Origin of the sequence: Thalassospira sp. A3_1, assembly GCF_017744215.1 — a bacterium.
Classification (GTDB): Bacteria; Pseudomonadota; Alphaproteobacteria; order Rhodospirillales; family Thalassospiraceae; genus Thalassospira; species Thalassospira lucentensis_A.
Genome location: NZ_JAGHQQ010000001.1, coordinates 577,848 through 591,465, shown reverse-complemented (window position 1 = coordinate 591,465; position 13,618 = coordinate 577,848). Strand labels below are relative to the sequence as shown.

The following is a 13,618-nucleotide window of genomic DNA, read 5'->3' as shown; positions in this document are numbered from 1 at the left end:
TCGTCTAATTATGTAACGATCACTAAATAAATCACTTGACAGAGAAATGCAAGCCTGTCACGAATTATGTAGTGATCATTACATAAATGGAGTTCATCATGCAGAACCTTGCAGGAAAGGTCGCATTCGTTACCGGCGGCAGCCGCGGAATCGGTGCCGCCATCGCAAAACGTCTCGCGCGTGAAGGTGCCAAAGTCGCCATCACCTATGTCAGTGCGCCGGACCGCGCACGTGATGTGGTCGGTGAAATCGAGGCTGCGGGTGGTGTAGCATTGGCGATCAAGGCCGATAACCGCAAAGCACAGGAAGTCGAAGCGGCGATTAACGAAGCTGCCGCGAAATTCGGCAGGATCGATATTCTGGTCAATAATGCCGGGATTATCGAAATGGCACCGGTCGATGAATTAAGCATCGAACAGTTTGACCGGACGGTCGATGTCAATGTCCGGGCCGTCTTTGTCGCGACCAAGGCAGCACTGGCCCATATGCCCGATGGCGGTCGGATCATCACAACCGGCAGCAACCTTGCGCATCAGGTGCCATGGCCGGGCTTAAGCCTTTATGCCCTGTCAAAATCGGCCCTTATCGGATTTACCCGTGGCGCGGCCCGCGATTTGGGGCCGCGCAAGATCACGGTCAATGTCGTTCACCCCGGACCGACCGATACCGACATGAACCCGGCAGAAGGCGACATTGCCGATGCCGCGCGCAGCACCATGGCCATCCCCGATTACAGCGATGCCAATGACACGGCCGGTCTTGTCGCATGGCTTGCCGGGCCGGAGGCAAAGGTCGTCACCGGTTCGGAATTCACGGTCGATAGCGGCATGAACGCGTAACGGAAACGAGGTTTTCCGTTAAAGGCGAAATAAAGTTATCGGTGGGCTGGATATCTCAGCCCACCGATAATGCCAGTATCTGGCTGATCTGCGTCAGGGGGCGACCGGTTTCACCGTGCCAGTGGTTAATCGCGTCCTGAACGGCGGCAAAATCCTTGCCCGATGATGGCATTTTCGAAACCACGCCTTCACGGCCAAGGGCCTTGATCACGTCGTTGGAAAAGACCAGCGTATCGACCCCCATCCGGCGCAGGAACATTTGCCCGGTTTTGCCGCCAAGGCGCGATCCGCCTTTTTGAACGATGCGCAGATTGTCGCAATAATCGGCAACCTGCCAATCGGCGAACCATGCACCAATGCTGCCATGCTTATCTTCGATCTGGCACAGGAAATGGGCGTTCGGGCCAACGGATCTGATTTTCGGTGCATGGGCGACAAGCCCGTCGGTTGCCATCAGGCGATCAATATCCTCGTCATGCATCATCGACCAGCGGCTGATATCGAACCCGTCATAGGCGGTTTCGAAATTCGGCCATTTGTTTTCAATGACCTTCCAGCTAAACCCCGCCTGAAACACGCACATCGTCATGGCCGAAAGCCACCGGTCCGACGGGATTTTACGGATTTCATCGGGGGTCTTGGGCGTGATCAGCCGGGCATTGATGGAATCCATGCCACCCTTGAGGGCCGCCGTTTCGGTGATGATGTCGGTGAATGAACGCAACGGCATGACGCAATCCCTGTTGCCTGAAGCCTTAAAGCCCGGTCAATTCTTGACGGCAATCCGTGCCGTCTGGCGGCCGTGGCGTTCAAGAACCCAGTTTTCAAAGGTTGCGGCGGGCAGCGGTTTGGCGAACAGGAAGCCCTGAATGAAGTCGCATCCCTTGTCGCGCAGATATTCGTGCTGTTCGACTTCTTCAACGCCTTCGGCGACGACTTCAAGGTTAAGGCTGTGGCCCAATCCGATCACCGCATCGACAATCGCCTTGTCATCCATATCGACATGGATGTCGTTGACAAACGACCTGTCGATCTTGATCGATGAAACCGGGAAACGTTTCAGATAGTTCAGCGATGAATAACCGGTACCGAAATCGTCAATCGCGATCCGCACGCCAAGGCCCTTAAGCTCGTTCAAGGTCGAAACGGCTTTTTCCGGGTTGTTCATCAGGATCGATTCTGTGATTTCCAGTTCCAGCGTGCCATCGGGCAGGCGGGTCTGATCCATGATCTGGGTGACGGAACTGACCAGTTCGGCATCCTGGAACTGTGCCGGGGACAGGTTTACCGCAATACGAAGCCCCGGCAAGGTGGTTTCGCGCCAGATTTGCGTCTGTTTGCAGGCCTTGTTCAGAACCCATGCACCCAGCCGGTTGATCAGGCCGCATTCCTCGGCGACCGAAATAAACTCGCCCGGCAGGATCATGCCACGATCCGGGTGGTGCCAGCGCACCAGCGCCTCGGCCCCGACGACCTTTTCGGTGCGACAGTCGATTTTCGGCTGATAGTAAAGTTCAAGCTGGTCATATTCCAGCGCGTTGCGCAGGTCTTCTTCGATTGTTTTGCGTTCCTTGACCCGTTCATGCATTGACGGCAGGAAGAAGCGGTAATTGTTGCGGCCTTCGGCCTTGGCGGCATACATCGCCATATCGGCGTTTTTGACAAGCTGTTCGGGGTTTTCGCCGTCTTCGGGGAACAGGGTGATGCCGACACTGGCGGTCGAATGCAGGCGGATGCCACGGCAATCGAACGGCTGGGACAGTTCATCGATGATGCGCTGGGCAAGGGCGATGGTGTCTTCGATATTCTGAACGTCGGTCTGGATGATCGCGAATTCGTCGCCGCCAAGACGGGCGGCGGTATCGGAATCACGGATGATCCGTGACAGGCGCTGCCCCATTTCCTGAATCATCAGATCGCCAACATCATGGCCAAAGTGATCGTTGATGTCCTTGAACCGGTCAAGATCGACAAACAGGACCGTGACCCCGCGCTGGAACCGGCGGGCGGACAGCAATGCCTGACGCAGGCGATCCAGGAACAGGGTGCGGTTCGGCAGGCTGGTCAGCACGTCATGGACGGCCAGATGGCGCATGCGGGCTTCGGTCTGTTTGCGTTCGGTAATGTCGGTATAGGTCGCGACGTAACCGCCGCCGGGCATCGGGTTATGATCGACCTGAACCACACGGCCATTCGGGCGGGTACGTTCCATCCGATAGGGTTCGCGACGGCGCGCAATCGCGACACGGTCGGAAATCAGGGCCTGAATGCTAACATCGCCATACTCGCCGCGTTCGGCGTTAAAGCGCAGGATATCGGAAAGCGGCGTGCCTTCCTTGACCAGATCGCGCGGCAGGTTCAGCAATTCGATATAGCGTTCGTTCCAGACCATCAGGTTCAGGTCCTGATCGAACAGGCATATCCCTTGGCCGATATTGTGAAGGGTGGCTTCCAGAAGGGCCTGTTTGCGCTGGGCCTCTTCCTGTGCCTGCCCCTGCAGGGCGACCATTTCGTTATATTCGCGGATCAGAAGGCCAAGTTCATCCGCACTGTTCCATTCCACCGGGCGGCGGAGCCGGCCATGTTTGGTCATGCGGATGGAATGCAAAAGCCGGTTCAGCGGTTCCTTGATCGAACGCTTGTTCGCGATCAGGAGGCTTGCAGCCACAACCGCAATCAGCAGGCCGAACAGGATCATGTCGATCACGATCCGGCGGAACAGCAGATCCTGAACGCGGGCTTCTGTGAAGAAGATCACAAGTTCGCCGACATCATGGCGCACATTGTTGCGTTCAAAGAACACGCGACGCGACAGGCGCAGGGTATCGTTCAGTTCGGATTGGGAAACGCCGGTATGGGCGAATTCGGTCCCGTCAGCCCCCAGTGCCTGCACCGCGACGATATCGCGATCGCGGCTCATGGCGTTCAGGGCTGATTCAATATTGTCGACATCCAGATACCAGAAAGGTGTTGCCAGAACGCGGGCATTGATATCGGCCGTCTGTTCGATTTTTTCCGTCAGATCGTCGCGCAGCACAGTATAACTGACGTATCCGAAGACAACGAACAGGGCGAGGGAGAACAAGGAAACCAGCGGCAGCGCGATAAAAAGCAATCGGCTGCTAAGCGACTTCCGTTGTAAAAAGCCGTACGATCCGCGCGACAAGCGTATTTCTCCTCGGCACCCACTATCGATTAGTTAATGGCAACCATACTCGACCTTCGGGTGGGCTCCAATACCCCTAAGACTGTCATACTCAATCCGGAAGTCAGCCCAAAAGCAAGTTTGATTTCATTTTTTTCATATAGCGTTCACAAAAACTGTCCCGGTCCATCTATTTTGGATCGAAGTCCAGCAGCTTCAAGGACTTGTCGGTCAAGTTTATTTTGGTACGGCCTGTCGTGCGAGCTCGTCACACCGTTCGTTTTCGGGGTGCCCGGCATGTCCTTTGACCCAGTGCCATTCAACTTTATGAGGTTTCAGGGCATCCAGAAGCCGTTGCCATAGCTCGACATTCTTGACCGGTTTCTTGTCTGCGGTCTTCCATCCGCGTTTCTGCCATCCCCAAATCCACTTGGTAATTCCGTCCCGGACATAGCTGCTGTCGGTATAAATGTCGACGATGCAGGGGCGTTTCAATGCTTCAAGCGCACTGATCGCAGCCATCATTTCCATACGGTTATTGGTGGTTTCGGGATCACCGCCCGACATTTCCTTTTCCACCCCGCGAAATCGCAGGATTGCACCCCAGCCGCCGGGACCGGGATTGCCGCTGCACGCGCCGTCTGTGTAAATCTCGACGCGGTTGTCTTCGGTTGCCGTCATTAGATCCTATTCCTCGCCCAGGCCATAGGCGCCGGCACTGTCGATGCGCTGATGGAAACGCAGTTTATTGATGTATTCGCGCGGATTTTTCGGCGTGACCAGCGCATCCTTGGGCGTATTGATCCAGTCATAAAGCCGGGTCAGAAGGAACCGCAAAGACGCCCCGCGCGCAAGGATCGGAAGGGCGGCCAGTTCGTCATCGGACAGGGTGCGCACCTTGCCGTAGCTTGACAGAAGGTTTCGCGCCTTGGTGACGTTAAAGCTGTTATCGGGTTCGAAACACCATGCATTCATGCAGATCGCAATGTCATAGGCCAGCAGATCATTGCATGCGAAATAGAAATCGATCAGGCCGGATACATCGTCCTTTCCGGGGAAGAAAAACACATTGTCCGGGAACAGATCGGCATGGATGACGCCCGCGGGCAATTGATGGGGCCAGTTTGCTTCGAGAAAGGCCAGCTCGTCCTCGATCAGCTTTTCAAGGCCGGGCTGAACGCCATCGGCATCGGCACGGCAGCTTTCAAACAGCGGACGCCAGCCCTTCACACTCAGCGCATTGCCAAGATACATCTCGAAATCCTGACCGGCGGTATGCAATTGCGCCAGCGCGGTACCAAGACCTGTGCAGTGATGGGGCATGATCCGGCGTGGCGACATGCCATTAAGGAAGGATGTGATGGCGGCCGGGCGTCCGCAAAGACGGCGCAATGCAACCCCGTCCCTGCCGTGGATCGGCGTCGGGCAGTTCAGCCCCTTGGCCGACAGATGATCCATCAGGCCCAGATAGAACGGCAGATCATCGGGGTTCACGCGCTTTTCATACAGGGTCAGGATAAAGGATGCCTGATCGGTCTGAAGCAGGAAATTGGTGTTTTCAACACCCTCGGCGATGCCTTTGAACGAAATCACATTGCCGATATCGTATTCGGCAACAAAACGGGCGATGTCTTCGTCAGAAACGTCGGTATAGACGGCCATGTGATGTCCGGATTTCCTGGATCAGAGCTGGGTTAGCTGGCAAGCTGTCGGGGCAGCTTGAAGGTGACGTTTTCATTGGTCAAAGTCAGGGTTTCGACCGTGACGTTATAACGTTCGCGACAGGCATCAATGACTTCCTCGACCAGAATTTCCGGGGCGGAGGCACCGGCGGTAATGCCAAGGGTCGAAATGCCGTCAAGCTTGGACCAGTCGATGTCCTTGGCGCGTTCGACCAGAACCGAGCGGTCGCATCCTTCGCGTTTCGCGACTTCGACCAGACGGTTCGAGTTCGACGAGTTCGGCGCGCCCAGCACCAGAATGGCATCGGCATCGGTTGCGATCAGCTTGACCGCGTGCTGGCGGTTGGTGGTCGCATAGCAGATGTCTTCTTTCTTCGGGACCTCGATCGCGGGAAAACGGCTTTGCAGGATCGAGATGATCCTTGCCGTATCGTCCAGCGACAGGGTGGTCTGGGTCACGAAGGCAAGGTTTTCCGGGTTTTCGACCTGCAGGTTTTCGGCGTCTTCCTCGGTTTCGATCAGGGTCATGCTGCCCGGTGGCAACTGGCCCATGGTGCCGATCACCTCGGGATGGCCGGCATGCCCGATCAGAAGGATATGTTTGCCATCGGCATGGTGGCGTTCCGCCCCGCGATGGACCTTGGAGACCAGCGGGCAGGTCGCATCAAGATATTCAAGCTTGCGGCTTTCGGCGGTTTCGGGGACGGATTTCGGCACCCCGTGGGCGGAAAAGATCACCGGAACCCCGTCGGGAACCTTATCAAGTTCATCAACAAAAACAGCCCCCATGTCGCGCAGGCGGTCGACCACGAATTTGTTGTGGACGATTTCGTGGCGGACATAGACCGGCGCGCCGTACTTCACCAGCGCCTTTTCGACGATCTCGATCGCGCGATCCACCCCGGCGCAGAAACCGCGCGGGTTGGCAAGAATGATCCGAAGGTCGGCTTTGTCAGACATGATACGGGTCCGAATGTTCATGAGGTGTGCCATGCGATGGCACGGTTATTCAAATGTCTTCGTTACATAACCCGCCAGCACCGGACGTGCAATGACAGACACCATGCAAAGATGGATGTGGATGCATGTATTGGTGGCAATTGTTGTGAATGCACTGATTTCAAACGGAAGCGGGTTGTGTCGCCATATCGGAGCGAATAGACTGCGCGCGGCTGTGCCCGGATCGGGCATGACAGCGAATTTGACCAGTTCTATAGAGGCTTGGATGACGATTGCGAACGGACTGCGGCGTATTTGTGCATTGGGTTTGGTGTCGTTTGCCGGTTTCCTGGCAGCGTGCGGCACGTTCGAAGAGCAGCCGGTCCCGGCATGCCCGCGGGCCTTTTTGCCCAATGATACCGCCCGTCTGGTGCAGTTCAACGGTCAGGGCAGGGATCTGACCGATGTGATCCTTGAAGCCGAATTTGGCGGATATCTGGGCGATTGCGGCTATGACCTTGATGACAAGGTTCTGAATGTCGTCATCAGCCCGATCATCAATGCCGAACTGGGCCCGGCAGCGCAGGGGCGCAACGCAAAACTCCAGTATTTCGTAGCCCTTAAGGACCCGTCCGGCGAGTTCATCCAGAAGAATCTGTTTGATGTCGACATGGTCTTTCCGAGCAATTTGAACCTGGCGCGCTATCGTGACGAGCAGGTGACCCTGAACGTGCCGCTGGACGATGTCTGGGCCGGTCCGGATTACGAGATTTACCTTGGCTTCCAGCTGAGTGCCGATCAGCTCGATTACAATCGACGCTTCGGAAAAAATTAATAATCCGGCCTATTATTCATTTTTAGTGAGTAATCAAATCCCGCCCGCATCGCGTGGCGGGATTTTCGTTTTTGGACAAAAGTTCGTTTTCGGTAATCCTCATACGAAATAATGGACATTTGCCGGAGGGGCCAAAAAAGGGCTTTTAATCCTCATACCAATGGGTGGGGTCGAAAGGATATGATTTTTGGGGCTGGTCTGGTCGGATTCAAATCCGTATAAGGGGGCATACCCAAATGATCCCCGTGGGAGAGTGCCACGGTCTTGATCGATGTGCGTGATTGCATCGATAGGGATTGCGCGGACGCCGAAGGAGCAACCACCCCGGAAACTCTCAGGCAAACGGACCGCGGGGAGATGGGACTCTGGAAAGCAGGCGGCATTGAAAATCGATGTGCGCCTCGCCGAAGATGTAAGCAGACCGGTGTCCAAACCGGCTGTGATTCTTTCAGGCTCCAAGACAGAGGGGGACGTGGTTGGCCACTGGTCGGCTATGTTTCGCAACGCCTGTCTGGAGACCTTGATGGCCGATCATCAAACCGAACTGCTGAAAACCGCCCTTTATGATTTGCATGTGGAACTGGGTGCCAAGATGGTGCCGTTTGCCGGTTACGACATGCCGGTGCAATATCCGCTGGGGGTGAAGGGCGAACATCTGCATACCCGTGCGAAGGCCGGTCTGTTTGACGTTTCGCATATGGGGCAGGTTCGCCTGACCGGTGAACATCGCGTGGCCGAGCTGGAGAAGCTGGTGCCCGGTGACATCGCGATCCTGAAACCCGGCCGCACCCGTTATTCCGCATTCACCAATGACGATGGCACGATTTTGGACGATCTGATGATCACCAATGCGGGCGACAGCCTGTTTCTGGTGATCAATGCCGCGTGCAAGGATGATGACATTGTCCATATGCGAGCCAATCTTGATAACGGTGTGGAGCTGATCGAGATTGACGACCGCGCATTGATGGCCTTGCAGGGACCGGACGCCGCCCGCGTGCTGGCACGGTTTGCACCGTCGGTTGCCGAGATGAAATTCATGAGCTTTGCCGAGATCGATATTGCCGGTATCGCGTGCTTTGTCACCCGGTCGGGCTATACCGGCGAAGACGGTTACGAGATTTCCGTGCCGAATGAGCGCGCCGAAGAACTGGCGCGCAAGTTGTTGGCGGAGGAAGAAGTCGAGGCGATTGGCCTTGGCGCGCGTGATTCGCTGCGTCTTGAAGCCGGTCTTTGCCTGTATGGCAACGATATCGATACCACGACCACCCCGGTCGAAGGCGACCTTAACTGGATCATCAACAAGCGCCGCCGCGAGGAAGGCGGGTTCAAGGGAGCAGACATCATCCTTGATCAGCTTGCCAACGGGGCGGATCGCAAACGTGTCGGGATCAAGCCCGAAGGCAAGGCACCAGCGCGTGAACATACCGCTGTCCTGAACAGTGACGGTGAAGAAATTGGCGAAATCACCAGCGGTGGTTTCGGCCCGACCGTGGATGGCCCGATTGCGATGGGATATGTCGCAATTGAATTTGCCGCCCCGGGTACCAAAGTCGATCTGATGGTGCGCGGCAAGGCCCGCCCGGCGGAAATCGTCGAGCTGCCGTTTGCACCGCACCGTTATTATCGCGGCTGATCGCCAGAACGGATCGGGCGGGCGGCGCGACGTTGCCCTTCCGGGATAAAAATAGCGGAACAACCGGAACAACCGGGAAGCCGCAAAACCGGAACATCCCGGAAAACGGGAAGACCGGACAGACCACAGATTTTAGAGACAACTGATCTTACAGGGACGATTACAATGGCTAAAAAATTCTCGCAGGAACATGAATGGGTTGAATATGAAGACGGTGTCGCGACCGTCGGCATCACCGATTATGCCCAGCAGGCGCTTGGCGATATCGTGTATGTCGAACTGCCGGAAGTTGGCAAAAAGCTGACCAAGGATGGTGATGCGGCAGTTGTCGAATCGGTCAAGGCCGCCAGCGACGTTTATGCGCCGCTTGATGGTGTCGTTGTCGAAGCCAACGAAGAGCTTGATGACAATCCGGCACTGGTGAACGAAGCCCCGGAAAGCGATGGCTGGTTCTTCCGCATGGAACTTTCCGATGAGTCCCAGCTTGATGAGCTGATGGACGAAGCTGCGTATAAAGACTTTGTCGAAGGCCTTTAAGATATGCGTTATCTTCCGCTAACCAGTGCGGATCGCGCCTCGATGCTTGAAACCATCGGGGCAAAGTCCGTTGATGAATTATATAGTGACGTGCCCGAAGGCGCGTTGCTGTCCGAGCCGGTCGATCTGCCCCATCATCTGGGCGAATTGCAGGTCGAACGCGACATGGCGAAAATGGCCGCCAAAAACATGGGCACGGCCAGCGTGCCGAGCTTCCTGGGTGCGGGGGCGTATCGCCACCATGTTCCGGCCACGGTCGATTACATCATCCAGCGTGGTGAATTCCTGACGGCCTATACCCCGTATCAGCCGGAAATCGCACAGGGTACGTTGCAGTATCTGTTCGAATTCCAGACCCAGGTGGCATCGATCACCGGCATGGATGTGGCCAACGCATCGATGTGGGACGGGGCAACGTCGTGCGCGGAGGCGGTTCTGATGGCGTGCCGTGCAACACGGCGCAAGAAAGCGGTTCTGTCGGGTGGTCTGCATCCGCATTACCGTGAAGTCACGGAAACCTATTGCCAGTATAGCGATACCGAAGTTGCCGGTCGCGACGGGCACCCGGAAAAGCAGGCAACCGCCGACGAGCTGGATGATCTGATTGATGATCAGACCGCCTGCGTCGTGGTTCAGTATCCGGACGTGTTTGGCCGTATTCAGGATCACACGAAGCTGGCGGACGCCTGCCATGCCAAGGGTGCGCTTCTGATCGTGGTCTTTACCGAGGCGATGGCGTTTGGCGCGGTCAAATCACCGGGCAGCTTTGGCGCGGATATCGTCTGCGGCGAAGGCCAGTCGATTGGTAACAACCTGAACTATGGCGGGCCATATGTCGGTCTGTTTGCGACGACCAGCAAACTGGTACGCCAGATGCCCGGTCGCCTGTGTGGTGAAACGGTCGATCAGGACGGCAAGCGCGGTTTTGTTCTAACACTTTCGACCCGCGAGCAGCATATCCGCCGCGAAAAGGCGACATCGAACATCTGCACCAATTCCGGTCTGTGTTCGTTGGCCTTTACGGTGCATATGAGCCTTCTGGGTGAAGACGGGTATCGTGGTGTGGCAATGCTTAACCATGAAACCGCCTGCAAGACCGCCGATGCGATTGATGCGGTGCCGGGTGCGGAAGTTGTCAATGACAGCTTCTTTAACGAGTTCACCGTCAAGCTTGCCAAACCGGCAGCCGAGGTGGTCGAGGCACTGGTTGCCAAGGGTATCCTTGGTGGCGTTCCGTTGTCGCGCCTGTATCCGAACCGTGACGATCTGGACCATTACATGCTGGTGGCGGCGACCGAAACCAACACCGACGAAGACATCGCGGACCTTGCGTCTGCATTGAAGGAGGTGCTGGCATGAGCTTTACCACCCATACCGGTAACCGCGGCCTGGTTCTTGAGGAAAAGCTGATTTTCGAACAGGGCGAACCGGGTCGTACCGGTGTTGACCTTCCGAAGCCAGCGGGCATCAAATCACGCCTTGGTGGCCTTGATCGCGATAGTGATGTTGGTCTTCCGGGCCTGTCCGAGCCGCAGGTGGTGCGTCATTTCACGCGCCTGTCGCAGAAAAACTTTGGCATTGATTCCGGCTTCTTCCCGCTGGGTTCGTGCACGATGAAACACAACCCGCGCCTGAACGAAAAGGTTGCGCGTATGCCCGGTCTTGCCGACCTGCATCCGATGCAGCCCGAAAGCACGGTTCAGGGGGCGCTTGAACTGATTGACAGTTGCGCACACTGGCTGCTGGTTCTGACCGGGATGCCCGCGGTTTCCATGTCGCCCGCAGCGGGTGCGCAGGGTGAACTTTGCGGCATGATGGCGATCCGTGCGGCGCTTGATGCGCGCGGTGAAAACCGTCGTCGTGTTCTGGTGCCGGAATCAGCCCACGGGACCAACCCGGCAACGGCCGCGGCATGTGGTTTCACGGTTGATTCGATCCCGGCCACCGAAGATGGCCGTGTGGACCTTGCGGCATTCGAAGCCAAGCTTGGCGACGATGTTGCGGGGATCATGCTGACCAACCCGAATACCTGCGGGCTGTTTGAGCGCGACGTTCGCAAGATTGCCGATCTGGTCCATGCGGCCGGTGGGTATTTCTATTGCGACGGGGCGAACTTCAACGCGATTGTCGGACGGGTGCGCCCGGCCGATCTTGGCATTGATGCGATGCATATCAACCTGCATAAAACCTTTTCGACCCCGCATGGCGGCGGTGGACCGGGTTCGGGTCCGGTTGTGTTTTCCGACGCACTGGCCCCGTTCGCACCGATCCCCTATGTCGTGCGCAAGGGCGAGAAATTCCATCTGGTGGAAACCGCAGAAGAACAGGATGGCAAAAAGCCGTTCGGTCGTCTGAAGGGCTTCCACGGCCAGATGGGCATGTTCATTCGGGCGCTGTCTTATATGAAAAGCCACGGTGCGGACGGATTGCGTCAGGCATCGGGTGATGCGGTGCTGAATGCCAACTATCTGCTGGCGCGTCTGAAAGACAAGCTGAGCGTGGCATTCCCCGGCTATTGCATGCACGAAGCGCTGTTTGACGATGATTTCCTGAAAGATACCGGTGTTTCGACGCTGGATCTGGCGAAGGCGATCATCGACGAAGGCTTCCACCCGATGACCATGTATTTCCCGCTGGTGGTTCATGGTGCGCTTTTGATCGAGCCGACGGAAACGGAAACCAAGGAATCGATTGACCAGTTCTGCGATGCGGTTCTGGCATTGGTGGCCAAGGCAGAATCGGGCGATGCGGAATTCTTCAAGAATGCACCGTATCTGACGCCGCGCCGTCGTCTTGACGAAACGGCGGCGGCAAGAAAGCCGGTTCTGCGCTGGATGCCTGAATCTGCTTGATTTGCAACGCAGCATAACCTTTTTGCACACCCCGGTCGGTTGGCCGGGGTGTTCTTTTTCAAGGGGTTGTTCTTGAAACCCATTGGACTTGTAGCAATCTGGACCCTTATACTTGTTTTAAAGTGATCATCGGACCACGGGGACGGATGATCGGGGGAATTGGGATCGGGGAATACACCCCGTTGCCGGAGGATTGAAGTCAGTCATGTCACGTCGCGTGCAGAAGGTTTTCACCGCAGAACGCCGTTTAAAAGAACGTTCGGGTGGTGTGGTCGAAGATTGGTCGGATTCCTTTTTCGATCCGACGCTTGAAACCGGTATGGGGGCAGGTGCGGCATTACCGGCGCCAAAGCCAGCCGCGACGGCGGACGCGACGGGGATCAATCAGGCGGTTCTGGATGAAATCCGTGCCCTTCGATCCGAAGTTGCCGAGCTTCGCGATGCGGTTCGTACCGGTGGCACGGTTGATGCGGCCCATCTGGAAAACCCGGCCCCATCCGGTGGTGCGACGGATGTTCTGCCCGAACCGGTCAGCAGCAATTTTACCCACAGCAACCGTCCGGGGGCATCCGAGCCCGACCGTGACGACCTCGAACTGATCCGCAAGCAGATCGAGGAAATGAACGAGCATATTCACAAGGCGAAGATGCAGATTGCGTCGCTGCGCCATCCGAAGGCGGAGGATGACCGTCTGGTCAATGCGACCACCGAACTTGATGCGATCATCAAGGATACGGAAATGGCAACGCATACGATCCTTGAATCCGCCGAACAGATCGATGATCTGGCGATGACGCTTAAAAATGCGGCGCCGAACGACTTTGTCGCCGACCATGTCGAACAGATCGCGTTTCTGGTCACCAAGGTTTTCGAGTCCTGTAACTTCCAGGACATCACCGGGCAGCGCATCAACAAGGTGGTTCGCACCCTTGAATTCGTTGAGGAACGGGTTCACAACATGATCCTGATCTGGGGCGAGGATGCCTTTAGCGACCTGCCGGTTCCCGATGATGATGACGGAACGCCAAGAAATGAAGATGACGATCTTCTGAATGGTCCGCAGCTTGAAGGCGAGGGAATCAGCCAGGACGACATCGACAAATTGTTTGACTGACTATTCCAAAATGTTCGACAGGATATTATATTCCAGGTT

12 protein-coding genes and 2 riboswitches are annotated in these 13,618 nt (G+C 56.4%); of the genes, 7 read left to right on the top strand and 5 right to left on the bottom strand.

What is annotated here, in order from left to right:
- Positions 1–98: 98 nt before the first annotated feature.
- Positions 99–839 carry a 3-oxoacyl-ACP reductase family protein gene (locus tag J7395_RS02705; protein WP_209220445.1) on the top strand — a complete coding sequence of 247 codons (741 nt, stop codon included), beginning with the start codon at positions 99–101 and terminating at the stop codon, positions 837–839.
- Between the two features lie 55 nt (positions 840–894).
- On the opposite strand, the gene J7395_RS02700 is transcribed toward J7395_RS02705, so the two are convergent.
- From J7395_RS02700 to ispH, 5 genes are all read right to left on the bottom strand, one after another.
- Positions 895–1,569 (bottom strand): DNA-3-methyladenine glycosylase I, encoded by a 675-nt coding sequence (locus tag J7395_RS02700; protein ID WP_209220444.1) that lies wholly within the window; start codon positions 1,567–1,569, stop codon positions 895–897.
- Between the two features lie 36 nt (positions 1,570–1,605).
- Entirely contained in the window at positions 1,606–4,005 is a 2,400-nt protein-coding gene (locus J7395_RS02695; RefSeq protein WP_247741930.1) for an EAL domain-containing protein, read from the bottom strand.
- Between the two features lie 216 nt (positions 4,006–4,221).
- Positions 4,222–4,665, bottom strand: coding sequence for a ribonuclease HI (rnhA, locus tag J7395_RS02690; protein ID WP_062948394.1), 444 nt, complete (start codon positions 4,663–4,665; stop codon positions 4,222–4,224).
- Between the two features lie 6 nt (positions 4,666–4,671).
- The gene (locus J7395_RS02685) at positions 4,672–5,646 is read right to left on the bottom strand and encodes a homoserine kinase (protein WP_114109551.1); all 975 of its coding nucleotides are present in this window, start codon (positions 5,644–5,646) and stop codon (positions 4,672–4,674) included.
- Between the two features lie 32 nt (positions 5,647–5,678).
- On the bottom strand, positions 5,679–6,626 hold the full coding sequence (gene ispH / locus J7395_RS02680; protein ID WP_062961351.1) for a 4-hydroxy-3-methylbut-2-enyl diphosphate reductase: 948 nt from the start codon (positions 6,624–6,626) through the stop codon (positions 5,679–5,681).
- Between the two features lie 229 nt (positions 6,627–6,855).
- On the opposite strand from ispH, the gene J7395_RS02675 reads away from it, so the two are divergent.
- The 6 genes from J7395_RS02675 to J7395_RS02650 all read left to right on the top strand — a co-directional run bounded on the left by J7395_RS02675 (position 6,856) and on the right by J7395_RS02650 (position 13,579).
- Positions 6,856–7,440, top strand: a complete 585-nt coding sequence (locus J7395_RS02675; protein WP_247741929.1) for a hypothetical protein — start codon at positions 6,856–6,858, stop codon at positions 7,438–7,440.
- A gap of 236 nt (positions 7,441–7,676) precedes the next feature.
- Positions 7,677–7,800: riboswitch (glycine riboswitch) on the top strand.
- A gap of 3 nt (positions 7,801–7,803) precedes the next feature.
- Positions 7,804–7,906, top strand: a riboswitch (glycine riboswitch).
- A 57-nt stretch (positions 7,907–7,963) separates the two neighbouring features.
- Positions 7,964–9,076 carry a glycine cleavage system aminomethyltransferase GcvT gene (gene gcvT / locus J7395_RS02670; RefSeq protein ID WP_209220443.1) on the top strand — a complete coding sequence of 371 codons (1,113 nt, stop codon included), beginning with the start codon at positions 7,964–7,966 and terminating at the stop codon, positions 9,074–9,076.
- Between the two features lie 165 nt (positions 9,077–9,241).
- Positions 9,242–9,613: a glycine cleavage system protein GcvH gene (gcvH, locus tag J7395_RS02665; RefSeq protein ID WP_062948384.1), complete on the top strand. Its 372-nt coding sequence runs from the start codon at positions 9,242–9,244 to the stop codon at positions 9,611–9,613.
- A gap of 3 nt (positions 9,614–9,616) precedes the next feature.
- Positions 9,617–10,972 carry an aminomethyl-transferring glycine dehydrogenase subunit GcvPA gene (gcvPA, locus tag J7395_RS02660; RefSeq protein WP_209220442.1) on the top strand — a complete coding sequence of 452 codons (1,356 nt, stop codon included), beginning with the start codon at positions 9,617–9,619 and terminating at the stop codon, positions 10,970–10,972.
- Complete coding sequence (gene gcvPB / locus J7395_RS02655) at positions 10,969–12,465, top strand: aminomethyl-transferring glycine dehydrogenase subunit GcvPB (protein ID WP_062948380.1); 1,497 nt, start codon at positions 10,969–10,971, stop codon at positions 12,463–12,465. The genes gcvPA and gcvPB overlap by 4 nt, the downstream gene beginning before the upstream one ends.
- Positions 12,466–12,670: 205 nt before the next feature.
- Positions 12,671–13,579 (top strand): protein phosphatase CheZ, encoded by a 909-nt coding sequence (locus J7395_RS02650; protein ID WP_209220441.1) that lies wholly within the window; start codon positions 12,671–12,673, stop codon positions 13,577–13,579.
- Positions 13,580–13,618: the final 39 nt, after the last annotated feature.